The sequence below is a fragment of the Stappia sp. genome, assembly GCF_040110915.1.
GTDB lineage: Bacteria > Pseudomonadota > Alphaproteobacteria > Rhizobiales > Stappiaceae > Stappia.
In genome coordinates this window covers 4,414,514-4,440,990 of record NZ_CP157793.1, presented here as the reverse complement: position 1 = coordinate 4,440,990, position 26,477 = coordinate 4,414,514, and the positions used below count along the sequence as shown (strand labels likewise).

The 26,477-nt window shown below is 68.9% G+C and carries 26 protein-coding genes and 1 tRNA gene; 15 read left to right on the top strand and 12 right to left on the bottom strand.

Going from position 1 to position 26,477, the window contains the following annotated elements; translation table 11 throughout:
- Positions 1 to 6 precede the first annotated feature (6 nt).
- From ABL312_RS19895 to ABL312_RS19860, 8 genes are all read right to left on the bottom strand, one after another.
- Positions 7 to 1,182: an acetyl-CoA C-acyltransferase gene (locus ABL312_RS19895; protein WP_349359133.1), complete on the bottom strand. Its 1,176-nt coding sequence runs from the start codon at positions 1,180 to 1,182 to the stop codon at positions 7 to 9.
- Positions 1,183 to 1,335: 153 nt separating this feature from the next.
- On the bottom strand, positions 1,336 to 2,199 hold the full coding sequence (locus tag ABL312_RS19890) for an IclR family transcriptional regulator (protein ID WP_349359132.1): 864 nt from the start codon (positions 2,197 to 2,199) through the stop codon (positions 1,336 to 1,338).
- 28 nt (positions 2,200 to 2,227) lie between these two features.
- Positions 2,228 to 3,565: a TRAP transporter large permease gene (locus ABL312_RS19885; protein ID WP_349359131.1), complete on the bottom strand. Its 1,338-nt coding sequence runs from the start codon at positions 3,563 to 3,565 to the stop codon at positions 2,228 to 2,230.
- A gap of 3 nt (positions 3,566 to 3,568) precedes the next feature.
- Positions 3,569 to 4,087 carry a TRAP transporter small permease subunit gene (locus ABL312_RS19880; protein WP_349359130.1) on the bottom strand — a complete coding sequence of 173 codons (519 nt, stop codon included), beginning with the start codon at positions 4,085 to 4,087 and terminating at the stop codon, positions 3,569 to 3,571.
- 106 nt (positions 4,088 to 4,193) lie between these two features.
- Positions 4,194 to 5,249: a C4-dicarboxylate TRAP transporter substrate-binding protein gene (locus ABL312_RS19875; RefSeq protein WP_349359129.1), complete on the bottom strand. Its 1,056-nt coding sequence runs from the start codon at positions 5,247 to 5,249 to the stop codon at positions 4,194 to 4,196.
- 311 nt (positions 5,250 to 5,560) lie between these two features.
- Positions 5,561 to 6,943, bottom strand: coding sequence for a HAMP domain-containing sensor histidine kinase (locus ABL312_RS19870; protein WP_349359128.1), 1,383 nt, complete (start codon positions 6,941 to 6,943; stop codon positions 5,561 to 5,563).
- Positions 6,940 to 7,605, bottom strand: coding sequence for a response regulator transcription factor (locus ABL312_RS19865; RefSeq protein WP_349359127.1), 666 nt, complete (start codon positions 7,603 to 7,605; stop codon positions 6,940 to 6,942). Before ABL312_RS19865 ends, ABL312_RS19870 begins: the two co-directional genes overlap by 4 nt.
- Positions 7,605 to 7,946: a PepSY domain-containing protein gene (locus ABL312_RS19860; RefSeq protein WP_349359126.1), complete on the bottom strand. Its 342-nt coding sequence runs from the start codon at positions 7,944 to 7,946 to the stop codon at positions 7,605 to 7,607. Before ABL312_RS19860 ends, ABL312_RS19865 begins: the two co-directional genes overlap by 1 nt.
- Positions 7,947 to 8,077: 131 nt before the next feature.
- Between ABL312_RS19860 and ABL312_RS19855 the strand changes: the two genes are divergently transcribed.
- Entirely contained in the window at positions 8,078 to 8,371 is a 294-nt protein-coding gene (locus ABL312_RS19855) for a PepSY domain-containing protein (protein ID WP_349359125.1), read from the top strand.
- A 121-nt stretch (positions 8,372 to 8,492) separates the two neighbouring features.
- Here the strand turns inward: ABL312_RS19855 and ABL312_RS19850 are convergent, their stop codons facing one another.
- Complete coding sequence (locus tag ABL312_RS19850) at positions 8,493 to 8,951, bottom strand: hypothetical protein (RefSeq protein ID WP_349359124.1); 459 nt, start codon at positions 8,949 to 8,951, stop codon at positions 8,493 to 8,495.
- A gap of 175 nt (positions 8,952 to 9,126) precedes the next feature.
- Positions 9,127 to 10,437 (bottom strand): sulfite oxidase, encoded by a 1,311-nt coding sequence (locus ABL312_RS19845; RefSeq protein ID WP_349359123.1) that lies wholly within the window; start codon positions 10,435 to 10,437, stop codon positions 9,127 to 9,129.
- An 865-nt stretch (positions 10,438 to 11,302) separates the two neighbouring features.
- On the opposite strand from ABL312_RS19845, the gene ABL312_RS19840 reads away from it, so the two are divergent.
- The 3 genes from ABL312_RS19840 to ABL312_RS19830 are packed head-to-tail and all read left to right on the top strand — an operon-like array spanning position 11,303 to position 14,162.
- The gene (locus ABL312_RS19840; RefSeq protein ID WP_349359122.1) at positions 11,303 to 12,094 is read left to right on the top strand and encodes a TetR/AcrR family transcriptional regulator; all 792 of its coding nucleotides are present in this window, start codon (positions 11,303 to 11,305) and stop codon (positions 12,092 to 12,094) included.
- Entirely contained in the window at positions 12,091 to 13,395 is a 1,305-nt protein-coding gene (locus ABL312_RS19835; protein WP_349359121.1) for a hypothetical protein, read from the top strand. Before ABL312_RS19840 ends, ABL312_RS19835 begins: the two co-directional genes overlap by 4 nt.
- Positions 13,392 to 14,162: an enoyl-CoA hydratase/isomerase family protein gene (locus tag ABL312_RS19830; protein WP_349359120.1), complete on the top strand. Its 771-nt coding sequence runs from the start codon at positions 13,392 to 13,394 to the stop codon at positions 14,160 to 14,162. The genes ABL312_RS19835 and ABL312_RS19830 overlap by 4 nt, the downstream gene beginning before the upstream one ends.
- A 12-nt stretch (positions 14,163 to 14,174) precedes the next feature.
- Here ABL312_RS19830 and ABL312_RS19825 read toward each other — a convergent pair whose 3' ends face one another.
- Positions 14,175 to 15,059 carry a LysR substrate-binding domain-containing protein gene (locus ABL312_RS19825; protein WP_349359119.1) on the bottom strand — a complete coding sequence of 295 codons (885 nt, stop codon included), beginning with the start codon at positions 15,057 to 15,059 and terminating at the stop codon, positions 14,175 to 14,177.
- 104 nt (positions 15,060 to 15,163) lie between these two features.
- Between ABL312_RS19825 and ABL312_RS19820 the strand changes: the two genes are divergently transcribed.
- From ABL312_RS19820 to ABL312_RS19805, 4 genes are all read left to right on the top strand, one after another.
- Positions 15,164 to 15,808: a peroxiredoxin gene (locus ABL312_RS19820; RefSeq protein ID WP_349359118.1), complete on the top strand. Its 645-nt coding sequence runs from the start codon at positions 15,164 to 15,166 to the stop codon at positions 15,806 to 15,808.
- A 142-nt stretch (positions 15,809 to 15,950) separates the two neighbouring features.
- The gene (locus ABL312_RS19815) at positions 15,951 to 16,832 is read left to right on the top strand and encodes an MBL fold metallo-hydrolase (protein ID WP_349359117.1); all 882 of its coding nucleotides are present in this window, start codon (positions 15,951 to 15,953) and stop codon (positions 16,830 to 16,832) included.
- 382 nt (positions 16,833 to 17,214) lie between these two features.
- Entirely contained in the window at positions 17,215 to 18,096 is an 882-nt protein-coding gene (locus ABL312_RS19810) for a DUF305 domain-containing protein (protein ID WP_349359116.1), read from the top strand.
- Between the two features lie 977 nt (positions 18,097 to 19,073).
- Positions 19,074 to 19,307: a hypothetical protein gene (locus tag ABL312_RS19805; RefSeq protein WP_349359115.1), complete on the top strand. Its 234-nt coding sequence runs from the start codon at positions 19,074 to 19,076 to the stop codon at positions 19,305 to 19,307.
- A 358-nt stretch (positions 19,308 to 19,665) separates the two neighbouring features.
- Here ABL312_RS19805 and ABL312_RS19800 read toward each other — a convergent pair.
- A tRNA-Ser gene (locus ABL312_RS19800) sits at positions 19,666 to 19,755 on the bottom strand.
- 677 nt (positions 19,756 to 20,432) lie between these two features.
- On the opposite strand from ABL312_RS19800, the gene ABL312_RS19795 reads away from it, so the two are divergent.
- The 7 genes from ABL312_RS19795 to ABL312_RS19765 all read left to right on the top strand — a co-directional run bounded on the left by ABL312_RS19795 (position 20,433) and on the right by ABL312_RS19765 (position 26,452).
- Positions 20,433 to 21,065: a 50S ribosomal protein L21 gene (locus tag ABL312_RS19795; RefSeq protein ID WP_349359114.1), complete on the top strand. Its 633-nt coding sequence runs from the start codon at positions 20,433 to 20,435 to the stop codon at positions 21,063 to 21,065.
- 48 nt (positions 21,066 to 21,113) lie between these two features.
- The gene (gene rpmA, locus ABL312_RS19790) at positions 21,114 to 21,383 is read left to right on the top strand and encodes a 50S ribosomal protein L27 (RefSeq protein ID WP_349359113.1); all 270 of its coding nucleotides are present in this window, start codon (positions 21,114 to 21,116) and stop codon (positions 21,381 to 21,383) included.
- A 141-nt stretch (positions 21,384 to 21,524) separates the two neighbouring features.
- Entirely contained in the window at positions 21,525 to 22,130 is a 606-nt protein-coding gene (locus ABL312_RS19785; RefSeq protein ID WP_349359112.1) for a GNAT family N-acetyltransferase, read from the top strand.
- Entirely contained in the window at positions 22,127 to 22,729 is a 603-nt protein-coding gene (locus ABL312_RS19780; RefSeq protein WP_349359111.1) for a GNAT family N-acetyltransferase, read from the top strand. The genes ABL312_RS19785 and ABL312_RS19780 overlap by 4 nt, the downstream gene beginning before the upstream one ends.
- A gap of 126 nt (positions 22,730 to 22,855) precedes the next feature.
- The gene (gene obgE, locus ABL312_RS19775; protein ID WP_349359110.1) at positions 22,856 to 23,899 is read left to right on the top strand and encodes a GTPase ObgE; all 1,044 of its coding nucleotides are present in this window, start codon (positions 22,856 to 22,858) and stop codon (positions 23,897 to 23,899) included.
- A gap of 17 nt (positions 23,900 to 23,916) precedes the next feature.
- Positions 23,917 to 25,158, top strand: a complete 1,242-nt coding sequence (gene proB, locus ABL312_RS19770; RefSeq protein WP_349359109.1) for a glutamate 5-kinase — start codon at positions 23,917 to 23,919, stop codon at positions 25,156 to 25,158.
- Entirely contained in the window at positions 25,151 to 26,452 is a 1,302-nt protein-coding gene (locus ABL312_RS19765) for a glutamate-5-semialdehyde dehydrogenase (protein ID WP_349359108.1), read from the top strand. Before proB ends, ABL312_RS19765 begins: the two co-directional genes overlap by 8 nt.
- The last annotated feature ends 25 nt before the right edge of the window (positions 26,453 to 26,477 follow it).

Below are 26,477 nucleotides of genomic sequence, written 5' to 3'. Positions count from 1 at the left end.
TTCTCCTCAGTAGATCTCGAAAAGTCCGGCCGCGCCCTGGCCGCCGCCGATGCACATGGTGACGACGCCCCGCTTGACCCGCCGGCGGCGTCCCTCGATCAGAAGATGCCCGGTGAGCCGCGCGCCGGTCATGCCGAAGGGATGGCCGAGCGCGATGGCGCCGCCGTTCACGTTGAGCCGGTCGGGATCGAGCCCGAGCCGGTCGCGGCAGTAGACGGCCTGGCTGGCGAAGGCCTCGTTCAGCTCCCACAGGTCGATATCATCGACGCCGAGCCCGGCGCGCTCGAGCAGTCGGGGCACGGCGAAGACCGGGCCGATGCCCATCTCGTCCGGCTCGCAGCCGGCGACCGCGAAGCCGCGAAAGGCACCGAGCGGCTCAAGCCCGCACCGCGCGGCCTCGCCGGCTTCCATCATCACCAGCGCCGCCGCGCCGTCGCTCAGTTGCGAGGCATTGCCGGCCGTCACGAAGGTGCCGGGTCCGCGCACCGGCTCCAGCTTCTCAAGGCCCTCGACGGTGGTGCCGGGGCGGTTGCATTCGTCCCGGGCGAAGACCGCCTCGACCTCGGTTGTCTCGCCGCTCGCCTTGTCGGTGACTGCCTTGACGACCGGCATGGGCGCGAGTTCCGCGTCGAACCGGCCTTCGGCCTGCGCGGCGGCCGTGCGCCGCTGGCTTTCCAGCGCGAAGGCATCCTGCACCGCGCGCGACACGCCGTAGCGCTCGGCCACGATGTCGGCCGTCTCGATCATCGACAGATAGAGCTCGGGCTTTTCCGCCTCGATCCAGGGATTGCGCGCGGAGCGCACCGGCGGCTGGACGCGCGAGATGCTTTCCACCCCGCCGACGAGCACGGCGCGGGCGCCTTCCGCGGCGATCAGATGGCCGCCCATGGCGATCGCCTGCAGGCCGGAGGCGCAGAACCGGTTCACGGTGGTGCCGGCGACCGACACGGGCAGGCCCGCGCGGATCACCGCCTGGCGGGCGATGTTGCCGCCGGTGACATATTCGGGATAGCCACAGCCGAAGATGCTGTCTTCGATGAGCGCCGGATCGATGCCGGCGCGACGCACGGCCTCCGCCGCCACATGGCCGGCCATGTCCGCGCCATGCGTGAGGTTGAGCGATCCCCGCCCGGCCTTGCCGACCGGCGTGCGGGCAACCGACACGATGACGGCCTCGCGCATGAGTTTCTCCCCCGACTGCCCCCGGTCCCGCCGGCGGTGCATGCGCGCCACAGGGCGCAGTTATGGCGCGCAGCTCTCCCGCGCGGCCGGCGCCACTATAGGCGGCGCGCCGTTATAATTTCAATATGAAAAATGATATTCCAATATGCGGAATTAATCCCGCTGCGCCAGGGCCGAGCCCTGCCCCATCCGGCGTTCCAGTTCCTGCACGGCCGCGCGCAGTTTCGGACCCACCTCGTCGCGCATGCGCGCGTCGCTCAGGTCGGCGGGCATCGCGCCGCAGGTGAAGATCACCGGCTCGCTCAGGTCGCGGCTGTGAAAGGGCACGGCCACGGCGCGGATGGTGGAGGCGAAATACTCGCTGGCATCGACGATCACGAAGCCCTGGCCGACGAGTTGCCCGTAGGCGTCCTGACGGATCGTCTCGGCGCGCTGCCGCGTCAGACCGCGATGCCCGTCGGCGGCCTCGACCGTCTCGGCGAAGGCCCTGTCGTTGAGGGCCGCGAGCATGGCATGGCCGGAGGAGGACCCGTTGTAGGGCAGCCGATGGCCGACCTCGAGCCAGATCGAGGAGACGCCATGCGGCCGCCAGGTCTTCACCAGCAGCATCTTGTCGTGATCGCGCACCGCCAGGAGCGCCAGCGTGCCGGTCTCGTCGGCGAGCCGCTGCATGATCGGATTGGAGAGATCGACGAAGGAGATGGAGGCGCCGGCCACATTGCCGAGCGCCAGCAGCGCGGGGCCGGGTCGATAACGGTCGCGGCGGCGCGCGTGGGTCAGGTAGCCGAGCGACTGCAGGGTGAAGGTCAGCCGCGAGACGGTGGACTTCGGCAGCCCCGTGCGCTCCGCGATCTCGGCGTTGCCGAGCCCGTCGTCGGAGGGGCGGAAGGCGCGCAGCACGCTCAACCCCCGCGCCAGCGTCGTGGCGAAGCGCCGGTCCTGTTCGCCCCCGCGCTCCCCGGCGCCCGCGTCATCGTCGCCGTGCGGCCCCGTCTCCCGGCTCCTGCCCTCGTTCATGTCCGTCTCTCCCCGCGGTCCCGCGCGCTTACATCGAATTCGGAATCAGCAGGGACAATACAGGGAAGGACATGATCAGCAGAAGCACCAGAACATCGACGCCCAGGAACCGGACGATGCCGGCGAAGATCCGGTCGATGGGCACGCGCTTGCCGACCACGCCGGCGATCACGAAGACATTGAGCCCGACCGGCGGCGTGATGAGGCCGATCTCCAAGAGCTTGATCACGACGACGCCGAACCAGATCAGGTCGAAGCCGTAGCTTTCCACCAGCGGCACCATCAGCGGCAGCGTCAGCACCATGATGCCGATGGGGTCGAGGAACATGCCGAGCACCAGATAGATCGCGGCGATCGCCAGCATCAGCACCACCGGCGAAAGTTCGGCGTCCGTGGCGGCGCCCACGACATCCGGCGCGACCCCGGTGAGCGCGATGAAGGCGACGAAGATCTTGGCGGCGGCGGCGATCAGGAAGATGCTGGCGGTCTGCAGACAGGTCTCGCGCATCGCCTCCCACAGCGACCTGAGGGTCAGCTTGCGCTGCGCGAAGCCGATGGCGACGGCCGCCGAGACGCAGATCGCCGCCGCCTCGGTGGCGGTGAAGATGCCGCCGTAGATGCCGCCGACGATGATCACGAAAAGCGTGACCGCCGGCCAGCTGTCGAGCGCGGCCTTGAGCCGCTCGCGCCCCGTGATCCGCCCCTCGAAGGCGGGGGCGGCGGCCGGATCGCGCGCCACCCAGATCCAGATCACCAGCAGGAAGCCGAGCAGCGACAGGATCCCCGGCAGGATGCCGGCCAGGAACAGCTTGCTGATCGAGGTCTCGGTGAAGATGCCGTAGATGATGAAGAGCACGGAGGGCGGGATCAGCGACCCCAGCGTGCCGCCGGCGGCCACGCTCGCCGTCGCGAGGCGCTTGTCGTAGCCCATCGACAGCATTTCCGGCGTGCAGATCCGCCCCATGGTCGAGGCGCAGGCGATGGAGGAACCGGTGATCGCGGAAAAGCCGCCGCAGCCGACCACCGACGCCATGGCGACGCCGCCGGGCACCCGCGCCAGCCAGACCCGCGCGGCGTGATAGATCCGCGTGGTGATGTCGGCGCGATAGGCGATATGGCCCAGCGCGACGAAGAGCGGGATCATCGACAGATCGTAGCTGTGGATCAGGTCGAAGGAATTGGAAAAGACCAGCGACGAGGTCGGCCGGAAGGCCCGGTCCGGCATGAATTCACCGGTGCGAAAGGCGAAGATCACGAAGGTGCCGACGGTCGCGACACTGGCAAGCGCGAAGGCGATCGGCACGCGCAGCGCCAGCAGGCCGATCACGGCGGCGAAGGCGACGAGGCCGACGAGGGTTCCGTCCATGGCTCAGGCCTCCTCGGCCGGCGGATGCGGCAGGTCGTCGATCAGCGGCTCGCCGCGCGCCATCTTCGCGAGATCGCTCACCACCATCACCAGCAGCCGCAGCCAGCACACGATCATGCCGAAGAGAAAGATCGCCCGGCCCGGCCATTTCGGCAGGCTGAGCTCGCCGAAGAAGAAGGCGCCGCTGGTCGCGGTATGCGCCAGTTCCCGCCAGCCGGCCCAGATCAGCGGCGCCAGGGCGAACAGACCGACCACCGAGCCGAAGACCACCAACGCATCGCGCAGGCGCGGCGGCAGGGCGTTGGCGACGAATTCCACCGCGATGTTGGCCCGCGCGGCCGCCACCGCGGCAAGCGGCAGAACGATCGCCGCGACCATCAGTTCTCGGACCATGACCACCGTGTCCGGCACCCCGGAGTTGGCAAATGCGCGCAACAGCACGCTGACGGTGATCAGGAGCCCCAGCCCCACCACGGACATGGCGGCCATGTCCAGCAACAGCCGTTCGATGCGGCGCAGCATCGCATGTCTCCCCGAGCGCGCGGCCACACGCCGCGTCTTGCAGATCCAAAGCGCCGCGCGACCGGCCCGCCCCGCCAGGAGAGGTCCGGTCGCGCGGCAGGCGCGCTCAGTCGCGCGTCCAGGGATAGCCCTTTTCGTCGCGTTCGGCGGTGTATTCCGCGATCAGGCGACGGTAGTCGGCGAGCAGCGCAGCGCCGTCGAGACCGGCGGCCGAGGCCTGCGCGGTCCACTCCTCGATGTAGGCCTCGCCGCGTGCGACCAGCTTGTCGCGCTCGGCGTCGGGCAGGTCGAGCACCTCGACGCCGGCCGCCTTCATCGTCTCGACGGCGGCCGCGTTGTCGGCGGTGATCAGCCGGCCGAGCTCATCGGCCATGCCCTTGCCGGCCTCGGCGAGCGCGGTCTTGTGCGCCTCGGGCAGCGCGTCGTAGACCTGCTTGTTCATGAAGATGCCGAGCGCGCCGACCTGCCCCCAGTTCAGCCGCGTGTAGCTCGTCATCACCTCCTGCTGCTTCAGCGCGGCCACCGCGTAGGAATAGCCCTGCGAGCAGTCGATCAGCCCCGTGTCGAGCCCCTGATAGGCATCGTAGATCGACATGGACACGAGGTTGGCGCCGAGATCGGCGAAGGTCTTGCCGTAGGCCCCGACGCCGCGCACCTTCAGCCCGTCGATGTCGTCGACGGAGCGGATCGTCACGTCCTTGCAGCCGATATGAACGGCGGAGGTCGTGAAGGTGCCGATGTAGACGAGATTCTGTGCGGCGAGATTGTCGCGGATCGCGTCGGAGGTGCGCATCAAGTCATCGGTGGCGCGCATGCCGACCCACGGATCGGGGTTCTTCAGCGGCAGATCGGCAATGCCATAGGCCACCATTTCCTGCGGGAAGTAGACGGCAATGATCGTTCCCGCATCGGCCACGCCGTCGGCGATGGATTTCGCCGCGGCACCCGCCTTGAACAGCGCGCCGCCCCACTGGATGTCGAACGTGAGATCGCCGCCGGTCCGCGTGGCGACATCCTCCGCGAACCAGTTGAGCGCGGCCGCGCGTGCGCCCCGGTTCGGGCCCGCCTCGCCGAAGAACAGGCTCGTGGCCGCAAGGGCCGGCTGCGCGGCCATCGCAATGACGGCGGCGCCCGCAAGCACCGCAGATGTGACTTTCCTCATATGGTCCTCCCGCCTCATGCGCTTCCCTCCCCGGGCGAACGCCATCAAGTTCTTTAATTCCGCATAATGGAATTTAATTCTATAATATGAAACATACGAAAGCTGCCCGCCGAACACAAGGGGATTTCTGCGTGGGGGAGCCGTGACGAGCGCGATGCGCGGCACGGGCGTGCCATCGACAGTGCGAGGCCGGATGGACCGGGGCCGCCGGACACGCGCGGCCCGCAGCGGCATCAAGGGCAGAGACGGGAAGCGCCCGTGCGCGGTCGACGCGCGCGGTCGGAGCTTTCGCCCCCCGCCGCGAGGCCCGGTCAGTTCCCGTCTGGAGACGGCGGCGCGGTGCGGCCGGGAAGCTCGAGCACCGCCTCGAAGCCTTCCGGCCGGTTGGCCAGCGACACGCCGCCGCCGACCGCCTCGGCGATCTCGCTGGCGATCGACAGGCCGAGACCGGTGCCCTCCATCGCCGTCCCGCGTTCGTCGAGGCGCCGCCCGCGCGTGACCAGGGACGCGATTTCGGTCTCGGGCACACCGGGACCGTCGTCGCGCAGGTGGATGCGCACCATGGCGTCGGCGCGCGCGGCCGTCAGCGCCACATGGGACCGTGCGTGCCGGGCGGCGTTTTCCGCCAGCGCGCCGATGGCCTCCGCGAGGTCGGCCGGATCGAGCGCGACGGCGAGGTCCTTCGGGATCGCGATCTCCCAGGTCAGCCGCTCGCCATCGGGCGTGCGCCGCAGGACCGAGACGATCCGCTCGGCGACCCCGAGGACCTGCGTGGCGCTGCGCCCGCCCGCGATCGTGCGGGCCCGCACCAGTTCGCGTTCCACATGCCCCTGCATGGTGCGCACGACTTCCTCGATCGCCTCCGCCTCCCGTGCCGCGCCCCGCGCCCGCAGCCGCCCGGCCTCGCCGAGCAGCGCCTGAAGCGGTGTCTTCAGCCCGTGCGCCAGATCGCCGGCACGCAGGCGCGCGCGGTCGACATCGGCCTCCCGGGCCGCCATCAGCGCATCGATCTCGCGGGCGAGCGGGCGCACCTCGCGCGGCCAGTCGGCGCCCATGCGCGTCGCGCGGCCGTCGCGCAGGGTCGCCACGCGCGCGCCGATGCGGCGCAGGGGCCCCAGACCGAAGCGGACCTGGGCGATCTGCGCGGCGATCAACACGCCCGCCAAGAGCGCCAGATACGGCATGAGATCGGTGGCGAAGGCCCGCCGCGCGGCGTCGAGCTCCGCCCGGTCGAGCGCGACCGCCACCCGCGCCGGCGCGTTGCCGAGCGCCGCCGGCAGACGGACGCTGCGCTCCAGAACCAGAAGCGCCTGCCCGTCCGGTCCGGCCAGGCGATGGACATGGACGCGCCCGTCTTCCAGCTCGTCGACGGGCAGCGCCAGATCGACATCCCACAGCGAGCGCGAGCGCAGCACCGTGTCGCCCGTCTCGATCTGCCAGTAGAGCCCGCCGTAGGGCCGCGCGAAGCGCGGATCGGCCGGCGCGCGCACGACCGCGAGGCCCCCGTCGCGGCGGGCAAGGCCAGCCATCACCTGATCGAGATGCACGGAGAGTTCGGCGGTGGCGCGACGCTCCACATGGGCGCCGAACAGCACGATCAGGCCGGCGGCGGCAAGCCCCAGCGCAGCGAGCACCGCCACCGCGCCGGCCAGCGTCAGCCGCCGGCCGAGCGAGCCGCTTCCGGTCTCGCTCACGCGCCCGACCCTTCCAGATAATAGCCGAAGCCGCGCCGGGTGCCGATCACGCCGGCGCCGAGCTTGCGCCGCAGCCGCGCGATCACCGCTTCCAGCGCATTCGTCTCGCGCGCGTCGTCGTCGCCATAGAGATGCTCCAGCAGCTCGCCCGCCGGCACGACGCGGGTGGCGTGCAGGGCGAGATAGGAAATCAGACGATACTCCAGCGCGGTCAGCGTCACCGGGCGCCCGTCGAGCGACACCTGCATGCGGTTGGTGTCGATGGCGAGCGCGCCGATCCGCTGCACCGCCGCCCCGCGCCCGGCCGACCGGCGCACCAGCGCCCGGGCACGGGCGATGAGCTCCTCCATGCGGAAGGGCTTGGGCAGATAGTCGTCGGCGCCCGCCTCGATCCCCTCCACACGCTCCTGCCAGCTGCCGCGCGCGGTGAGCACGAGCACCGGCATGTCGCGGGCGTTGGCGCGCCAGCGTTTCAGGATCGACAGGCCGTCGAGCCCCGGCAGACCCAGATCGAGCACCACGAGGTCGTAGCTTTCGGTGTCGCCGAGAAACCACGCCTCCTCGCCATCGGAACAGACCTCGACGCGAAAGGCCGCCCCGCCCAGGGCCGCCGCCACGTCCGACGCGATCCGCGCGTCATCCTCCACGACAAGCGCGCGCATCAATCGTCCCAGCCACGGTCGTGGTCATCATCGTCATCGTCGAACTCGCGTTCCAGGATGGCGCCGGTGGCGGCATCGACCGTGACTTCCGCCAGACGTCCGTCGGCGGAGACGATCTCGAACTCATAGACGAAGCGGCCGTCGTCGCGCTCGAACTCGATCTCGATCACGCGGCCGCCGAACTCCGCCTCGATCCTGGCAAGCAATTGCGACAGCGGCAGCACCTCGCCGCGCTCCAGCGCGGCGCGGGCCCGGTCGTGATCGTCGCGATCGGCCAGCGCCGACGTGGCGAAGGCAGGGAGGAGAAGCGTGAGAAGGGCAAGGACGGGAAGCGTTTTCATGGGTCCATTGTCTAGGGCCGGCGACCTGACAGCAAGCTGACAAGGGGCGTCAGGCCCGCGTCAGCGGCAATGGCGCATACCCGTTGCCATCGCCGCGGCAGACGACGCGGCCTTGCACAGGAGACACTGACATGAAACGCATTCTGATCGTGACCGCCGCGCTCGCCACCGGTGCCGGCCTCTTCGCCATCGGCGCCCAGGCCTCCGACGACGGCCGGCAGCTGACCAATGTCCCGCCGCGCGCGGAATGGATGAGCATTGCCGATCTCAGCGCGAAGCTGGAGGCCCAGGGCTACAAGATCCGCGAGATCGAGGTGGAGCGCGGCGCCTACGACGTGGAGATGATCGACGCCAACGGCATGAAGGTCGAAGGCTACTTCCATCCGGTCACGGGCGAGCCCCTGCCCTACCGCGACGACGACTGAGCCGGGTCGCGGGTCGATCGACATCGGATCGACCCGCCGTCGCCTTCCCGCAAAAGCCGCGCGCCGGACAGCCGACGCGCGGCTTTTCAGTTTTGCAGAGACAGACCGCCGTCCCCCGATCCTAGCGCTCGGACGAAAAATGCTGGGTGAGATAGGCGAGGATCGTCTCGCGCATGTCCTCGCCGTAGTCCGGCATGCCCTGCTCCTTGATCATCCAGTCCCAGAGATAGGCCCAGCGTTCGTCGGTCAGGCGCATCTGCGCGAAGGTCTGCGCCGAATGGCAGGCGGTGCAGGCGTAGAAGGTGTCTTCCATGCCCGGCGAAACCGGCAGGTTCCCGAATTCGGGATCGCGCACGACGCCGGTCTCCGGCTGCCCGGCCAGGCCGCCGAGCGGCTGCATCGGCGCGACGCTCATCGGGCTCATGGGCTGCCCCGGATTGGGCATCATCGGATTGGGCGTCTGCATCGGGTCGGGCACCGACTGCGCCTGGGCCGGCGCGACGCCCAGCGCGACGCCGGACAGCGCAAGAAAGGCCGCCAGCAGGCTGGAGGCGGCGGCATGTCGTATCGGCAGTCTCATTCATTCCCCCGGTCGGCTGTCCCGCGACGCTGCGCGGGATCCTGGGTTGGAGACAACGGGTTTTCGTTGGTGGTTTGTGGAGGGTGCAGGGATCTGGCGGGCGGCAGGCGTCCGCGAAGCCCCCCGCGCCGGGGCGCGGCGCGAGGGGACCCTGAAGACGCGCGCCCCGCGCGCCTCAGCTCGCCAGAACGGCGATCCGATGCACCATGTTGTTGCCGTAGCCACGCGGGTTCCAGCCCGGCGTCGTGACCGGCTGGGTGCGGCCCTGCGTATCGGTCGCCCGCGCCCAGATCTCGTAGTAGCCGGCCTGCGGCAGCGGGATGCGCGCGGTGAAATGCTGCCAGGCGTAGCGGTTGACCGGCTTTTCCAGCTCCGCCTCCTGCCAGGTCTGGCCGAAGTCGTGCGACACATGCACGCTCGCCACGTCGCCGTCGGCCCAGGCATGCCCGCGCACCTCGACGATACGGCCGCCGAGCTGGGTGCCGGTCGCCGGGCTGGTGATCAGCGACTTCACCGGCATGGTGGTCATCACCACCATGTCGTCCTCCGGCACCTCGGTGCCCGGCGCCACTGGATAGGCCGGCAGGCGGTAGGAATAGCCGCCCATCTTCGGCCCGTCGTGGACCTGGTCACGCACCCAGATGCGCGTCAGCCACTTCTGCGAGGCCGAGCCCGGATAGCCCGGCACCACCGTACGCAGCGGGAAGCCGTGGATCGGCGGCAGATCCTCGCCGTTCATCGCCCAGGCGATCAGCGCGTCTTCCTCCAGCGCCTTCTCGATGGGAACGCCGCGCGAGATCGGCACCTTGTCCGGGTCGCCGGACAGATGCGGGTCGTTGCCGTAGTGCCCGGTGTAGACGGCGCTCGGCTTCACGCCGGCGGCATTCAGCACGTCGCGCATGCGCACGCCCGTCCACTCCGGACAGCCGACGGCGCCGGTGGTCCACTGGTTGCCCGAAGCCCCCGGCACGAAGAACGCGCGGCCGTTGCCGCCGCATTCCAGCACGAGCTGGCGTGTCACGGTCTCGAAGTTGGACTTGAGATCGTCGAGGGTCAGTTCGAGCGGCGTGTCGACCTCGCCGTCGACGGTGAGCGTCCAGCCCGAGGCGTCGCCCTCCAGCGCATGCTCCGGAACGTTCCCGTTGTTGCGGATGAACAGACGGTTTGCCGGCGTGACCCGGTCGTCCAGCAGATGCGCGGCCGTCTCCGCGTTGATCGGCCGGTCGTTGAGCAGGGTCAGCTGGTCCTTGAACGCATAGGCGTCCATGTCTGCGCCTTGCGCATGCGCCAGCCCGACGGGCTGAAGCCCTTCGGGAAAGAAACGCGCGAAGGGCACGGCCACCGCCGTTCCCAAAGCCGCGATTCCGGCCGCCTTCAGGAAGCCCCGCCGGCCGCTGTCCCGCGGCTCCGCATCCCGCTCGGACCCGGCGTCCCGCTCCGGGACCTCGCGCAGGGCAGGTTCTAGATCGAACTCCCGATCGTCCATGGTGTCTCCTCCAATGTGTCCGCAGCCATCCCGACCGGCAACCGCCCGACGGGCCCGGGATCTTGCCACCCCCGGATCCGGACACCCCTGCGGGTCCCGGATTTGCGTTTTCTCATCGGCCCGCGCCGTGGCACAAACCGACCCCCACGAAGGTAATAGGTAGAATTACGTTGTCCATACGGTATTACAAATAAAACTTCGAATACATCGAACCATCGCAGACAGAGGGCGGACGCCGGCGCGGCCACCGTGGCCCTTCCGGACCGCCAGCCGCCCGGCCGCGCCGGAGCCAGAGCCCCGAGACCCCGCCCGCAAGCCGGCGACACTGGCTCACCGACCGGTCAGCTTTCTCCCGCGCCGCCGCTCGGACTGTCTTGCCCACGCCCCACCCGCCTCGCCAGCCCAGCCAGCGTGCCGGGCATACCCGCTCGACCGGCGCGCTCTCATGCCCACTCACCGGACCTGCGCGTCTCCGCCCCTCGCCCTACCCCCTCGCCAACGCACTCACCGAGCCCGCCCTCTCAGCCCGCATGCCTCCGCATACGTCCGCCTCGCACCCCCCGCACGGCACTGCATGCGTCCGGCTGCCCCGCATCGCCCTGCACTCAACCGCCCCGCGCCACACCGCCTCGTGCCGCACGACCCCGCCCCGTGCTTCTCTGCGCTGCTCTGCGGCGTACCGCGCCACACCGCATCACCGCGCGCTACACCGCCCGCCCAGCACGCCACCGTCTCCGCCCCGCAGACCTTGACCCCAGCGGCCTTGACAGGCCGCCCTTCAAACATGAAACTGATGTCAGTTTTATTTAGAGACCCACGGGCACGGCGCTGATCGCTGCGTCCGGACCCGTATCGAAAGGCCGGCATGACACCCAGACGCATCGCCCCCCGCACGATCGACGCGTCCAGCGCCGAAGAGGCGCGCAAGGCACCGCATCCGTCCGCCGGGCCCGAGGCCGGCTCCGGAATTGCCGGGCGCGAAACAGCCTCCGAAAACACCGGGTCCGCCACCGGCTCGCCCGCCTATGGCGAGACGCTGACGCGTCAAGCCGCCGGGCAGCCGAAGGGCGCGCGGACGCGGGCGCACATCATGAGCACGGCCTGCACCCTGCTCGACAGTGTGACGCCGCAGGATCTCACCGTGTCGCGGATCTGCGCGGCCGCCGGCATCGCGCATGGCACCTTCTACATTCATTTCGCCGACAAGACGGTGTTGCTCGCGGAGCTGTTGGACGGCTTCGTCGCCCATGTGCAGGTCGCCATGCGCCGCGCCGGCCGGGCTGGCCCGACGGATCCCGTGCGCGCCGCGACGGCCGCCTATGCCGCGCTCTTCGCGCACAATCGCGGGCTCATGCGCTGCCTGATCCACCATCTGGACGGTTTTCCGGACGCGCGCGCCGCCTTTCACGATCTCAACCGCGCCTGGGTCGAGACCGTCGTCGTGGCGACCCGGCGACGGCTGGCGCGCGCGGGGCGCGCCGACGCCATCGCCGATGCCGAGCTTTATCGCCGCGCCTATGCGCTCGGCGGGATGGTCGACCAGTATTTCGCCAGCCTCTACCTGTCCGGCGACCCCGGTCTGGAGGCGGTCTCGCGCGATCCCGACGCGGTGATCGAAACGCTCAGCCTGATCTGGGACCGGGGGATGAAGCCATGACATGTCTCGACGACGGCGACCGACTGTCGGGGCCGGAACTCGACGCGCACAAACAGGCGGCCTGGCAGACCCAGCGTCGGCATGTGCAGGAAAATTCCGCCTTCTATGCGAATCTGTGGCAGGGGCGCGCCCCGCCCGAGGATCTGCGCGACCTCGCCGAGCTGCCCTTGAGCGACAAGAGCCAGTTGCGCCGCGCGCAAGGTGAGCATCCGCCCTTCGGCGATTATCTCGCCGCCCCGCGCGCGGCGGCCGTGCGCCTGCACCGCACCTCCGGCACGACGGGTCAGGCGATGAACCTGGCCCTGTCGGCGCGCGACTGCGCCATCACCGAGACCGTGGGCGGGCGCGCGCATGCCGCCGCCGGCCTGACGGCGGATCACACGGTCGTGCATTGTCTGAATTATCAGATGTGGATGGGCGGGCTCACCGACCACATGACCCTGCAGGCGACCGGCGCCCTGGTGGTGCCCTTCGGCGTCGGCGCGACCGAGCTTCTCGTCCGCACGATCCTGGAGGTGGGCATCGACGCGATCTCCTGCACACCCTCCTATCCGGCCGTGCTGGAGCGCGTCATCGCGGAGAAGTTCCCCGGCCTCAGCCCCCGCGATCTCGGCCTGAAGCTCGGGCTTTTCGGCGGCGAGCCGGGCCTCGACGATCCCGCCTTCCGCGACCGGATCGCCCGGGTCTGGGGCCTGCAACCGCGCAATGCCAACTACGGCGTCTCCGACGTGTTCTCGAATTTCGCGGCCGAATGCCCGCATGACACGCGGTTGCATTTCCTCGCCGGCGACGTGCTGCACCCCGAACTGATCGACCCGGACAGCGCCGCCCCGCTGCCGCTGGAGGCGGGGCAAACGGGCGAACTGGTGCTCACCCATCTGGCGCGCGACTGTCAGCCGCTGGTGCGCTTTCGCACCGGCGACATCATCGCCGTGGATGCGACCGAGCCTTGCGCCTGCGGGCGCACCGGCTTCCGCTTCCGCGTCGTCGGGCGCTCCGACGACATGGTGGTGGTGCGGGGGCTGAACCTCTTTCCCTCCATGGTCGCCGCCGTCATCGCCTCCTTCGACGACCTCTCGGGCGAATACCGCATCCCGCTCGACACCCCGCCGCCCTACGACACGCTGCCCGTCACGGCGGAACTCGCCCGCGACACGCGCGATCCCGGCGATCTGGCAGAGCGCGTCGCGCGTGCGATCAAGACCGCGCTCGGGGCCAGTGCCACCGTGCGGCTGGTGCCGCATGGCGCCCTGCCGCCGAACGAGGGCAAGACCCGACGCGTCATCCGGAGCCACACATGAGCGACACACGCGACATCACCTATGCCACCGTGCTGAGCACGCGCGACGACCATGGCGTGCGCACCATCACGCTGAACCGGCCCGAAAGCCTCAACGCCATGAACCGGGCGCTGATCGACGACGTGGCCCGCGCCTTCGAGGACGCCAATGCCGACCGGGCCACGCGCGCCATCGTCTTCACCGGGGCCGGCAAGGCGTTTTGCGCCGGCGACGACCGATGCGAGCATGTCCATCCGGAAACGGAAGAGGACGCCCGCGATCTGGTGCTGGCGATCCAGCGCGCGACCCACGCGATCATGCTCGGCCCCAAGCCGGTCGTCGGCGCGATCAACGGCTGGGCCGTCGGCGGCGGCTTCGAATGGGCGATCAACTGCGACTTTCCGATCTGGGCGCGCTCGGCGCGCGGCTTCTTCCCGGAGGTGTCGCTCAACCTCTTCGTGACCGGCGCGGTGACGGCGCTGCTGCCGGCGCTCGTCGGACTGATGAAGGCGCGCGAGATGCTGACCTTCGGGGAGCGCTACGACGCTGAGGAACTCGCCCGGCTCGGCGTCGCCTGGAAGGTGGTCGACGACGCGGACCTGATGGCAACCGCGCAAGACACCGCCCGTCGCCTCGCGGACCTGCCGCCCCTGTCCGTGCGCGCCATGAAGCGCGTGCTCAACGCGGCCGCCGTGCCCGACCTGCACCGCGCGCTCGCGCTGGAAACCGACGCCACCGTCACCGGTTTTCTCGACCCCGAAACCACCCGCCGCCTCAGCGCCTTTTGAAGGGGCGGGGCCTCACATCGCCGCCGCCTGGTCCCGCAACAGATCGCCGAGCTTGTGGAACACCTCGGCGCGGGCGGAGCCCGGTCGCCAGGCCAGAACGACGCGGCGCGGGCAGGCGTCGGGCAGCGGGGTGAGGCGGATGTCGGCGGACCCGACGACGCCGGCCTTCACCGCCAGATCGGGCAGGAGCGTGATCCCCAGCCCCTCCGCCACCATGGCGATCAGCGTCGTCAGGCTGGTCGCGGCGAAGCGGTCCTCGCTTTCGCGGATGCGCCCGGGGTAGGCCTCCAGCGCGTGGCGCTGCAGGCAGTGGCCCTTTTCCAGCAGCATGAGCTGCCCGCTCTCGCTCAAGGCCCGCGCCCCGTCGGAGACCGGCCAGTCGGCCGGCGCGGCGAGATGGTAGCCGTCCTGAAACAGCGGCATCAGCTCCAGCGCGCCCGTCTCGAACGGCAGGGCGATCAGCACCAGATCGAGCCGTCCGGCGTTCAGCCCCTCGATCAGGCTCTCGGTGATTTCCTCGCGCAGATAGACCCGCAGGCCTGGCAGGGTCTCGCGGATCGAAGGCAGCGCGCGGGGCAGCAGATAGGGGCCGATGGTCGGGATGGCGCCGAGCTTCAGGTCGCCCTCGAAGGGATTGCGATGCGCCCGGGCGATCGCCTCGATCTCTTCCGCCTCCAGCAGCAGGCGCCGGCCGCGGGCGACGATCTCCTCGCCGAGCGGCGTGAGCAGGACGCTGCGCCGCGTGCGCTCAATCAGCCGAACGCCGAGCCGGTCCTCCAGCTCCTTGATACCGCCGCTCAAGGTGGGTTGGGTCACGAAGCACCGCTCCGCCGCCCGCGAGAAATTCAGCGTGTCGGCCACGGCCGTCAGAAAGTGGAGCTGGCGCAGCGTGATCATTTATCGAGATTTCCTATCATTCTGACAGATTAATTCATTTTCTCCTATATATACCGGTTTGCTATCCCTTGGCCATCGAAACGACGACGACAAGGACGACACCGATGAGCGACGACATCCGCACCCCCGGCCCGCGCCTGAACGAAGCGGCTCCCGCCTTCGACGCGCCGACCACCCATGGCCGCAAGACGCTCGAGGATTATCGCGGCAAGTGGCTGATCCTGTTCTCGCATCCGGCGGATTTCACGCCGGTCTGCACCACGGAGTTCATCGCCTTCGCCAGGCGCCATGACGAGTTCGCCGCGCGCAACACCGAGTTGCTGGGGCTTTCCATCGACAGCCACTACGCCCACATCGCGTGGGTGTTGAACATCAAGGAGAAGTTCGGCGTGGACGTGCGCTTCCCGATCATCGCCGACCTGAACATGGCCGTCGCCCAGGCCTACGGCATGATCCAGCCCGGCGCCTCCGACACGGCGGCGGTGCGCGCGACCTTCATCATCGACCCCGAGGGCGTGCTGCGCGCCATGGTCTACTACCCGATGAACGCGGGCCGGTCGATCGACGAGATCCATCGCCTTCTGGTGGCCCTGCAAACGGCGGACGAGCACGCCTGCGCCATGCCGGAAAACTGGAAGCCGGGCGACGAGGTGATCGTGCCGACCCCGGCGACGCCAGAGGCCGCGCAGGCCCGCGCAGGCGAGGGCTACAACACGGTCGACTGGTATTTCTCCACCCGCGCCCTCTGACGCTGGCGTCCGGCCCGCGTTCGCGCGCCCGGCATCGGGTGCCGGCGCCATCGCCGGCCCGTGCCGCAAACAACGCCACGGCGGACCCGAAAGGGCCCGCCGATCCCGTTCCCATCCCTGACCCGACCACAAGGAGGTTCAGATGACGAGCCCGATCGTCAAACCGTTCTGGGACGACGCCACCGGAAGCTGGCAGTACGTCTTCCACGATCCCGAGACCATGAAGGGTGCCATCGTCGATCCGGTCCTCGATTTCGACCCCCGGTCCGGCGCGACCTCGACGGCCAACGCCGAGCGTCTGCTGGCCTATGTCCGCGAGACGGGCATAGAGTTGGTCTGGATCCTCGACACGCATCCGCATGCCGACCATTTCTCCGCCGCGCAGTGGCTGAAGGACCAGACCGGCGCGCCGACGGCGATTGGCGAGAAGGTCGTCGGCGTTCAGGCGCTGTGGCAGAAGCTCTACAATCTGCCCGCCGATTTCCCCGTCGACGGCAGCCAGTGGGACCGGCTCTTCGCCGACGGCGAACGCTTCATGGTCGGCAATATCCCCGTCACGGTGATGTTTTCGCCGGGGCATACGCTGGCGTCCATCACCTATGTCGCGGGTTCCGAGGCCGGGCGGGCCGCCTTCGTGCACGACACGCTGATGATGCCCGACAGCGGCACGTCGCGCGCGGATTTTCCCGGCGGCAGCTCCGATGCGCTCTACGACAGCATCGCGGCGATCCTGTCGCTGCCGGACGACACGCGCGTCTTCGTCGGCCACGACTATGCGCCCGGGCGCGCGGCGCGCTGCGAGGCGACGGTGGCCGAACACAAGGCGGCCAACATCCACTGGAAGGACGCCCCCTCGCGCGCCGACTACCGGGCGGTGCGCGACGCCCGCGACGCGACGCTGCCCCTGCCGAAACTGATGCTCGCCGCTCTTCAGGTGAACATTCGCGGCGGTCGCCTGCCGGAAGCAGAGACCGACGGAAACGCCTACCTGAAGATCCCGCTCAACCGCTTCGAGCCGAGGTAGGGGGCGACGCCGTCATCCGGCGCGGGGAGGCCGGCGCGCCGGAGCCCTCGCAGACGCGGAGCGAGGCGGCTCGCGGCCCGTGTCCGGCCGCGAGCCCTCCTCGGGTCCGTCCGCACTCGCGATCAGCCCCTGGCCGCGTCTGACAGCGGCTGCGGAGCGCCACCGGAGCGGGGCGCGCATTGCCGAACTCGACATCGCTCTCTGCGCCGCCGGCGAGATGCCGACGCCGCGCGGGTCCGACGCGCGACCGTGGTTCATCGGGACACTTTCTGCGGCTCAAAAAAGATCTTCCGCCGGGTGGACGGTCAAAAATCCTTTCGCACTTGGAACCCTCCAGCGCTGGAAGCTCGTTGTTCGGGAGCGGAACGAAAAGGAGGCTTCCATGAGTTACGGCCGTTTTCTTGCAATGATTGCCACATCGACCGTCGTGATGTTCGGGCTGATGTACCTCAACACCTATCTGGTCTCCCACGTCTTCTGGTCGGAGACACGCGCCTGGATGGCTTTGGTGATGGGCGCGACCATGGCCGTCATCATGCTCGCCTACATGCTGTCCATGTACTGCAGCCGGTGGATGAATGTGGCGATCTTCATCGGTGCGATCGCGGTGTTCGGCGCCGCGCTCTGGCTGGTCCGCAGCCAGGAGACCGTCGGCGACCGCTCCTACATGCGCGCGATGATCCCGCATCACTCGATTGCGATCATGACGTCCTCGCGCGCCAATATCTCCGATCCGCGCGTCCGCAAGCTGGCGGACGAGATCATCTATGCGCAGGACAAGGAGATCGCCGAGATGCGCTACCTGATCGCGGATATTGGCGCCTCGGGCGACGAAGAGGAACGCCCGCAGGCCGAGCCGGCCGCGCTCGTGCCGCTGGCGCAGGCCCTGTCCACGGCCGAGATCGCCCCCCTCGATCCGCAGTTCATGACAGACGAGGACATCGACCAGCTCTTCCCGAACGGGCCCGACTGCGTGTTTCGCTACACCGAGGACAGCCCGCCGGTTTTCGCCATCGGCGACGCGCAGGATGCCGCGGCGGGGCTGATCAAGATCAGCGGCGATCTGGTGCGTGTGTCGTCGAACGGCACGTCCGAAGCGACGCGTGACTTCGCGTCGGCCGATCTGACGCTCCAGCTGCGGGCGGTGGACAAGGCCGCGCTGCCGCGCGGCGGGCAGGACGACCGGGTCGATGCCGACCTGCGCCTCAGGCTCGACGAGGGCCTCTCCGCCGGGTACCGTGGCTATTTCGACTGCCGCACGTGAAGACGGCGTAGCGGAGACACTCCGGGCCGAGGGATGAGACCCGGAGCCGAGGCAAGAGGCTGGCCGGCATCCGGCAAACGCGCCGATGCCGACCTGACGGCAAAGAGGCCGGGCACAGGCGGGGCGTTCTCCTCGGGGCGCCTCGCCCACCGCGAAGACCCCCGTCGTCCCGGCTCGCCGGCCGCGCGCCAACATACGCAGCCACCGGAAATCGACAAGAATTTCACCCGGGACGCAACTTTTGATATAGGCTTCGCTGTGTGTTTGTGAAACTGGCGCGCCGGGAGCCCACGCCGCGCGTCTGCGGACGACCGAGATCCGGGCTCCGGAGGTGCAGCCTGAGCGGTCGCGGAAACTCTCCACATGGATGACAAGCCCGGGAAGGATGACAAGGCCGAGATCGAGAGAATAAAGAACATCGAAGCATCTCGATTGCTCAGAATTTATAGTATATCTGGTATTATATTTTCTTTTATTTTATTTCTGATTCAGAAAGATTTTGTTGATTTAATATTATTGACTGGCTTGGGTCTGTTTTTTTTGCGGATCTCGACCAGGATTCTAAACGATCCGGATTAGCGGCAGATTTTTTCGCATAGGGAGACACATCGCTTGCCGCGCGGCGGAGCCACGGGTCCCGTCTCGTGAGCGCAAGGTCGGAAACCGTCGCCGAGCCTCGGCCAAAGCGCCGCGCTCCGATTGCACGGACTTCGCAAGTCATTCCGGATCGGACAAGGGAGTCCCACCGCGAAAGGCGCACAAGAACGCCCGATCCGGCCCCACTTCCGGGGCCCACCATGGCGCTTACGCGCCGTCCCCCTCTCATCGCCTGAATTGCTCACCAGATACAACTCATGCAATATGCTGCAGAGTTCCGGCTCATCGCATGCGCGCCACGACGATGCATGCCAACCCCATTCTGTCGCCGAAAACCGGTCGCTGTCGTGTGACGCGGAGAAAACGCAGGACCTTGCGATATGGACGCGGGCGACGACGACGCCAACGACAAAAAAGACGACCCCTTCCGCCCGAAATCACCTTTCGTCGGAATACTATTCATTCTGTTAAGTATTGGAAATTTCATCTACAACGGATACGAAACGAGCTCATTACTTCTTTTTGCAACCGGCCTGTTCCAGGTTCACCTTTACGTGAACTTGCGTCGGATCGTCAGGAATTTCCAGAGCGATGCTGGCAACCGGACGAGTTGAAATTGGTTACCGCGCGCTGGAACCGACGCTCCAGTCTATGAAGAGCCAATCCGAGACTGGACAGTCGACGCCCGGCCTCGACCAACTCGCGATTGGACCTGATCGTCGCGAGCCGCTCTGGAAGCCCAGCGGCGCGCAAACGAAGAGCACTGAAAGCGTCGCAAGGCACCCAGGCGAGCACGGCCGGTCGAACGGCTCACGCGAAGACGTTGAGCGATGCGAACCTGTCATAGGCCAAAAACTGCAGGGGCTTCCAGGAGGAGGTCCGAACCCGACGGGTTAGCACGCCGAGGGGCCGTCCGAACTGACGCGAGGCCCCGACTGGAGCGAAGCCCGAAGGCGGCGCGAAAATGAAGAATGGCGGAGAGAGAGGGATTCGAACCCTCGGAACGCTTGCGCGCTCAACGGTTTTCGAGACCGCCCCGTTCGACCACTCCGGCACCTCTCCGCGAAACGTCAGGGTCGTGGTCCGGACGTGGCGCGTGTCATATCGAAGTGCGGCGCATCGGACAAGGGGGCACGCGAAATTTTCCACCCCCACCCGACGCAAGACCGGCACGGCCCGCGCGGCAACCCGCGTCGCCCTTCCCCGCGCCCTCATCGTAATCCTGCACGTTCCCTACTTCGTCTTCGTCCCGTGTTGTTCCGCCTCATCCCGAGAAACCGAATAGCTCATGAAGGCCCTCGCCAGCCGTGCGCAGCGGTCGACCAATCGCGCTTGGCGTCGCCCCCGTTTCGCCTCCTCTCTCGCCCCACCCGCGCCGCGTTGACTTTGCGCGCGCGATGGGTATAGTCGCGCACGCTTCGCGTGGGGACCAGTGCGTCCCCATTTTCGTTGCCCGAGGCTTTCCGCCGTTTTCGTTCACGCCAATACGCCCGGCCCTGCGCCGCGCTCTTGACGTTGGATGATCGACAAACGGCGAGACGGGTCGCCACCGGATCGCACCGCGACATCCCTTGCGGATATCGCGCGGAGATCCGAGGGCCGGCCCGTTCGATCCCGCACACGCGGGGGTCGTCAAAGTCCCGCGCCAGGACCTGCGCACGGGACGCCACAGGGTGCGTCGCAAGCCGGCCGGATGACCTCCGGTCGCCATCGAAAACGAAAAGAAGGACGTGCGAGACATGTTCGCAGTGATCAAGACGGGCGGCAAGCAGTACCGCGTCGCCCAGGATGACGTCATCAAGATCGAGAAGCTCGCGGGCGAGGCCGGCGACACCGTGACGTTCGAGGACGTGCTGATGGTGGGCGGCGAGACCGACACCATGATCGGCGCGCCGACCGTCGAGGGCGCCAGCGTCGTGGGCGAAGTGGTCGAGCAGGGCCGCACGCGCAAGATCATCATCTTCAAGAAGCGCCGCCGCCAGAATTCGCGCCGCCGCAACGGCCACCGCCAGAGCCTGACCGAGGTCCGGATCACCGAGATCCTGACCAACGGCGCCAAGCCCTCGAAGACGGCCGCCAAGCCGGCCGCCGCGAAGGCGGATACGGCCGAGAGCGCGCCGGCCGCCGAGGCCGAGGCCGATCTCCCGGTCCTGTTCACCGCGCCGGACGGGGCCGCGGACGACCTGAAGAAGATTTCCGGCGTCGGCCCGGTGCTCGAGAAGAAGCTCAACGCGCTCGGCATCACCACCTACGCGCAGGTCGCCGCCTTCACGGCGGAGGACATTGCCCGCGTCGACGACGCGCTGTCCTTCAAGGGCCGCATCGAGCGCGACAACTGGGTTCAGCAGGCGAAGGACCTGGCGGCGGAATAACGCCCGGGTCACACGTCAGGTCACAGGTTACGGACGAGGAGTTTCGTCATGGCACATAAGAAAGCAGGCGGTTCGTCGCGCAACGGTCGCGATTCCGCGGGTCGCCGTCTCGGCATCAAGAAGTTCGGCGGCGAGCTCGTCATTCCGGGCAATATCATCGCGCGCCAGCGCGGCACGAAGTGGCATCCGGGAACGGGCGTCGGCATGGGCAAGGATCACACGATCTTCGCCAAGATCGAAGGCAAGGTGACCTTCGAGAACAAGGCCAACAAGCGCACGTATATCACCGTGACGCCACTCGTAGACGCAGCAGAGTAACGCCGACGTGTCCACACCAGACCGCCGGCGTCCCATCGACCCGGCGGTTTGAGAAAACCGGCACGATCGCGACGGATCAGGGGAGATGGGCCGCCATCTCCCCTTTTTCTTTGTCGCATCACTGATCTGCCGGAGGACATCATGGTTGCCGATCTCGAGGATTCCCTGGACGAAGACAGTCTGGGCGCGGCGGTGCTGCCGCAGGCCACCGCGCGGCTGCGGCTCGACGCCCCGCGCCCGGACGACCTCGCCGATATCGTGGCGCTGGCCAACAACCGCCGGATCGCGACCATGGTCGCGACCATGCCCCATCCCTTCTCCATCGACGACGGCCGCGCGCTGATCGCCCGGGCGGCCCAGCGCACGCCGACGCGCGCCAAATTCGCGATCCGGATGAAGTCGACCGGCCGCTTCATCGGCGCCATCGGCTATGGCGCGCTGGACGAGGACGGGCCGGTGCATCTCGGCTACTGGCTGGGCGAGCCCTTCTGGGGCCAGGGACTGGCGACCGAGGCCGCCCAGTCGATGATCGACTTCGTGTTCTCCGCAACGCCCCTCACCCGGCTGACGGCGGGCGCGCGCATCACCAATCCGGCCTCGCGGCGGGTGCTGGTCAAATGCGGGTTCCAGTTCGTCGAGCAAGGCATGATCCACTCGCGCGGCGCGGGCGGTGCGGTGTCGGTCGACCATTTCGCGCTCGACCGCAGCACCTGGACCGCGCTCAAGCGCTGGGGGCAGGCGTCATGACCGCGCCCGCACTCGCGACGCGGCGGCTCGATCTGCGCCCGCCGCGTCCGGGCGACGCGGAGGCCTTCGCCTCGCTGTGCGGGCGGGCGTTCGAGGTCGCGCGCTGGCTGACGAGCCCCGCGTGGCCCTACCGGGAGGGCGACGCGGAGGCCGTGATCGCCCGCGCGGTCGCCAGCGATCCGCTCGCGGAGGAGGCCGTCTTCGCGGTCACGCTCGGCGGGCCGGTGATCGGCTGCGTAAGCGTCACGGCGCCGGGCGATCTCGCAAGCGCGCCGGAGCTTCCGACGCTCGGCTACTGGCTCGGCCAGCCGTTTCAGGGCTTCGGCTATGCCACGGAAGCCGCGACGGCGGCCCTGGCCTGGGCCTTCGAGGCGCATGACTGCACGCGGATCGGCGCCCGGGTCTTCGCCGACAATCACCGCTCGCGCCGGCTGCTCGCCCGCCTCGGCTTCGTCGAGACCGGGCACATGCGGCGCTTCGCACGACCGCTCGGCAGAGAGGTGGACAATGTGCTGCTGATCTGCGACCGCCCCAGGTTCCAGGCGGCGGCGCGCGACCGCCGCGCGGGAGCGGACCCGGCGCGGCCGCGCGCGCACTGACGGACGCGCGCGACTGGACACCCGCGCCAGTGGACGCCCGCGCCATTGGACGAATGCCGCGAGATCGGCTATTGGCCTGTCTCCAGCCCCCATGCCGACTTCGCGCCAGGAAAGGCGACACGCAAGATGAAATTCCTCGACCAGGCCAAGATCTACGTGCGCTCCGGCGACGGCGGTGCCGGGGCGGTCTCCTTCCGGCGCGAGAAGTACATCGAGTACGGCGGGCCGGACGGCGGCGACGGCGGACGCGGCGGCGACGTCTATGTGGAGTGCGTCGACGGGCTCAACACGCTGATCGATTTCCGCTACCACCAGCACTACAAGGCGAAGACCGGCACCCACGGCATGGGCCGCAACCGCACCGGCGCCAAGGGCGCGGACGTGGTGCTGCGCGTGCCCGTGGGCACGGAGATCCTGGAAGACGACAACGAGACGGTGCTCGCCGATCTCACCGAGGTCGGGCAGAAGGTCCTGCTGCTCAAGGGCGGCAACGGCGGCTTCGGCAACGCGCATTTCAAGTCGTCGACCAATCAGGCGCCGCGCCATGCCAATCCCGGCCTTCCCGGCGAGGAGAAGTGGATCTGGCTGCGGCTGAAGCTGATCGCCGATGCCGGCCTGGTCGGCCTGCCGAACGCCGGCAAGTCCACCTTTCTGGCCGCCGTGTCGGCCGCCCGGCCGAAGATCGCCGATTATCCTTTCACCACGCTGCATCCCAATCTCGGGGTCGTGGAAATCGACGGGCGCGGCTTCGTGCTGGCCGACATTCCCGGCCTGATCGAGGGCGCGCACGAAGGTGTCGGGCTCGGCGACCGGTTCCTCGGTCATGTGGAGCGCACGCGCGCGCTGCTGCATCTGGTCGATGCGACGCAGGAAGACCCGGGCGAGGCCTACCGCGTGGTGCGCGGCGAACTTGCGGCCTACGGTCACGGGCTCACCGACAAGCCGGAGATCGTCGCCCTGTCCAAGGTCGACGCGCTGAGCGACGATTTGCGCGCGGAGAAGGCTGAGAACCTGGAAGCCGCCTGCGGGCAGAAGCCTGTCCTCCTGTCCTCGGCGAGCGGCGAGAACGTCGACCTCATCCAGCGCATGCTGATCCGCGCCATCGACGCGGAACGCGCGGAGGAGGCCAACACGGTTCCCGCCGCCCCCGAAGAGCCCTGGCAACCCTGAGGCGGCGGGAGGCGACCATGGCCCAGACCCTGACCGACGTGCAGGCCGACGCTCAGGCGCACACAAGCGAGACCCGCGGCCGGCTGACCCGGTTTTCGCGGGTCGTCGTCAAGATCGGATCGGCGCTTCTGGTCGCCGACGGCACGCTCAAGCGCGACTGGCTGGCGGGGCTTTGCGACGACCTCGCCATGCTCACGCGCGCCGGCTGCGAGGTGATCGTGGTGTCGTCGGGCGCCATCGCGCTGGGGCGCGGCGTGCTCGGCCTGCCGCGCGGCGCGTTGAAGCTGGAACAGGCGCAGGCGGCCGCGTCGGTGGGTCAGGTGGCCCTCGCCCAGGCCTATGCGGAGGCGCTCGGCGCGCACGGGCTCACCGCCGGCCAGATCCTGCTGACGCTCGGCGACACGGAAGAGCGCCGCCGCTATCTCAACGCGCGCGAGACCATCGCCACCCTTCTCAAGCTCGGCGCCGTGCCCATCGTCAACGAGAACGACACGGTGGCGACCTCGGAAATCCGCTACGGCGACAACGACCGGCTGGCGGCGCGGGTCGCCACCATGGCAAGCGCCGATTGTCTGGTGCTGCTGTCCGACGTCGACGGGCTCTACACCGCGCCGCCCGCGCAGGACCCCAATGCGGTGTTCCTGCCCGAGGTGCCGGCGATCACGCCGGAGATCGAGGCAATGGCCGGCGCGGCGGGTTCGGAACTGTCGCGCGGCGGCATGCGCACCAAGATCGACGCGGCAAGGATCGCCACCGACGCGGGCACGGAAATGGCCATTGCATCCGGCAAGCGGCTCAATCCGCTTGCGGCCATCGAGACGGGCGGACGCGCCACCTGGTTCCGGGCGCGCGCGACGCCGGCGACGGCGCGCAAGGCCTGGATCGGCGGGCATCTGGAGCCGCGCGGCGCGCTGACGCTGGACGCCGGCGCGATCCGCGCGGTGCGGGCCGGGCGCAGCCTGCTGCCGGCCGGCGTGCGCGCCGTGGCGGGCAGCTTCGCGCGCGGCGACGCGGTGCGTCTGCTCGACACGCAGGGGCGCGACATAGGGCGCGGGCTGGTCGCCTACGACCACCCGGAAGCGCGGATGATCATGGGCCGCAACAGCCGGGAGATCGAGGCGATCCTCGGCTATGCGGGACGCGCGGAGATGGTCCATCGGGACGATCTCGTGCTAAGCGGGCAGACCGGCGACGGACCGGCGCGGCCGGCGTCCGGCGCGGACGCGGCGACGCAACAGGGAGTGAGCGACGATGCTTGAGCGGGTCGAAACGGACGCCCGTCACGGCGACGACAACGATATCACGGCGCTGATGCGGGCGATGGGAACGCGGGCGCGGGCGGCGGCCCGCCGGCTCGCCACGGCACCGCGCGCGCGCAAGGATGCCGCGCTCGCCGAAATGGCGGCGGCGGTGCGCGCCGCGACCGACGAGATCCTGGCCGCCAACGCCGAGGACGTGCGCGCGATGACCGAAAACGGTCAGACGGCGGCCTATCTCGACCGCGGCACGCTTGACGCCGAACGCATCGAGGCGATCGCAAAGGGGCTCGAGGCGATTGCCGAGCTGCCCGATCCGGTCGGCGCGGTGATCGCCGAATGGGAGCGGCCGAACGGCCTCAGGATCGAGCGCGTGCGCACGCCGCTCGGCGTCATTGGCGTCATCTACGAAAGCCGGCCCAACGTGACCGCCGATGCCGGCGCGCTCTGCCTGAAGGCGGGCAATGCCGTGATCCTGCGCGGTGGCTCCGACACGATCCGCTCTAACCGCGCGATCCACGCCGCGCTCGCGCGCGGGCTCGCGGCGGCCAGCCTGCCGGAGGACGCGATCCAGATCGTGCCGGTGACCGACCGCGCCGCCGTCGGCGAGATGCTCGCCGGCCTCGACGGCGGGCTCGATGTCATCGTGCCGCGCGGCGGCAAGAGCCTTGTCGCGCGCGTGCAAACGGAAGCGCGCGTGCCGGTCTTCGCCCATCTCGAAGGCCTGTGCCATCTGGTGATCGACAAGGCGGCCGACAAGGACATGGCGGTGGAGATCGTCGCCAACGCCAAGATGCGGCGCACGGGCATCTGCGGCGCGCTGGAAACGCTGCTGGTGGACCGCGCGGTCGCCGACACGCATCTGGCGCCGATCTGCGAGGCACTGCTGGCGCGCGGCTGCGCGTTGCGCGGCGACGCGGAGGTCTGCGCCCGCATTCCCGAGGCCGTGGCGGCCACGGAGGACGACTGGCGCACCGAGTATCTCGACGCGATCCTGGCGATCCGCATCGTCGACGATCTCGACGCGGCCATCGAGCATATCGAAACGTATGGCTCCCATCACACCGACGGCATCGTCACCGACGATCCGGCGGCGGCCGAACGGTTCTTCGCAAACGTCGATTCGGCCATTCTCACGCATAATGCCTCCACGCAATTCGCCGATGGCGGCGAGTTCGGCATGGGCGCGGAGATCGGCATCGCGACGGGGCGGATGCATGCGCGCGGGCCGGTGGGGCTGGAACAGCTGACCAGCTTCAAGTACCGCGTGCGCGGCACCGGACAGGTCCGGCCCTGAATGCGCCGTCCTTCGCATCGCACGC

Bases quoted from the DNA above. Each gene is read 5' to 3' on its own strand.
- ABL312_RS19795 (WP_349359114.1), top strand. From the start codon at position 20,433: ATGTTCGCAGTGATCAAGACGGGCGGCAAGCAGTACCGCGTCGCCCAG.
- rpmA (WP_349359113.1), top strand. From the start codon at position 21,114: ATGGCACATAAGAAAGCAGGCGGTTCGTCGCGCAACGGTCGCGATTCC.
- ABL312_RS19765 (WP_349359108.1), top strand. From the start codon at position 25,151: ATGCTTGAGCGGGTCGAAACGGACGCCCGTCACGGCGACGACAACGAT.
- ABL312_RS19855 (WP_349359125.1), top strand. From the start codon at position 8,078: ATGAAACGCATTCTGATCGTGACCGCCGCGCTCGCCACCGGTGCCGGC.
- ABL312_RS19825 (WP_349359119.1), bottom strand. From the start codon at position 15,059: ATGATCACGCTGCGCCAGCTCCACTTTCTGACGGCCGTGGCCGACACG.
- ABL312_RS19880 (WP_349359130.1), bottom strand. From the start codon at position 4,087: ATGCTGCGCCGCATCGAACGGCTGTTGCTGGACATGGCCGCCATGTCC.
- ABL312_RS19865 (WP_349359127.1), bottom strand. From the start codon at position 7,605: ATGCGCGCGCTTGTCGTGGAGGATGACGCGCGGATCGCGTCGGACGTG.
- ABL312_RS19830 (WP_349359120.1), top strand. From the start codon at position 13,392: ATGAGCGACACACGCGACATCACCTATGCCACCGTGCTGAGCACGCGC.
- obgE (WP_349359110.1), top strand. From the start codon at position 22,856: ATGAAATTCCTCGACCAGGCCAAGATCTACGTGCGCTCCGGCGACGGC.
- ABL312_RS19885 (WP_349359131.1), bottom strand. From the start codon at position 3,565: ATGGACGGAACCCTCGTCGGCCTCGTCGCCTTCGCCGCCGTGATCGGC.
- ABL312_RS19875 (WP_349359129.1), bottom strand. From the start codon at position 5,249: ATGAGGAAAGTCACATCTGCGGTGCTTGCGGGCGCCGCCGTCATTGCG.
- ABL312_RS19850 (WP_349359124.1), bottom strand. From the start codon at position 8,951: ATGAGACTGCCGATACGACATGCCGCCGCCTCCAGCCTGCTGGCGGCC.
- ABL312_RS19890 (WP_349359132.1), bottom strand. From the start codon at position 2,199: ATGAACGAGGGCAGGAGCCGGGAGACGGGGCCGCACGGCGACGATGAC.
- ABL312_RS19815 (WP_349359117.1), top strand. From the start codon at position 15,951: ATGACGAGCCCGATCGTCAAACCGTTCTGGGACGACGCCACCGGAAGC.
- ABL312_RS19810 (WP_349359116.1), top strand. From the start codon at position 17,215: ATGAGTTACGGCCGTTTTCTTGCAATGATTGCCACATCGACCGTCGTG.
- ABL312_RS19835 (WP_349359121.1), top strand. From the start codon at position 12,091: ATGACATGTCTCGACGACGGCGACCGACTGTCGGGGCCGGAACTCGAC.
- ABL312_RS19845 (WP_349359123.1), bottom strand. From the start codon at position 10,437: ATGGACGATCGGGAGTTCGATCTAGAACCTGCCCTGCGCGAGGTCCCG.
- ABL312_RS19840 (WP_349359122.1), top strand. From the start codon at position 11,303: ATGACACCCAGACGCATCGCCCCCCGCACGATCGACGCGTCCAGCGCC.
- ABL312_RS19785 (WP_349359112.1), top strand. From the start codon at position 21,525: ATGGTTGCCGATCTCGAGGATTCCCTGGACGAAGACAGTCTGGGCGCG.
- ABL312_RS19860 (WP_349359126.1), bottom strand. From the start codon at position 7,946: ATGAAAACGCTTCCCGTCCTTGCCCTTCTCACGCTTCTCCTCCCTGCC.
- proB (WP_349359109.1), top strand. From the start codon at position 23,917: ATGGCCCAGACCCTGACCGACGTGCAGGCCGACGCTCAGGCGCACACA.
- ABL312_RS19780 (WP_349359111.1), top strand. From the start codon at position 22,127: ATGACCGCGCCCGCACTCGCGACGCGGCGGCTCGATCTGCGCCCGCCG.
- ABL312_RS19820 (WP_349359118.1), top strand. From the start codon at position 15,164: ATGAGCGACGACATCCGCACCCCCGGCCCGCGCCTGAACGAAGCGGCT.
- ABL312_RS19895 (WP_349359133.1), bottom strand. From the start codon at position 1,182: ATGCGCGAGGCCGTCATCGTGTCGGTTGCCCGCACGCCGGTCGGCAAG.
- ABL312_RS19805 (WP_349359115.1), top strand. From the start codon at position 19,074: ATGGACGCGGGCGACGACGACGCCAACGACAAAAAAGACGACCCCTTC.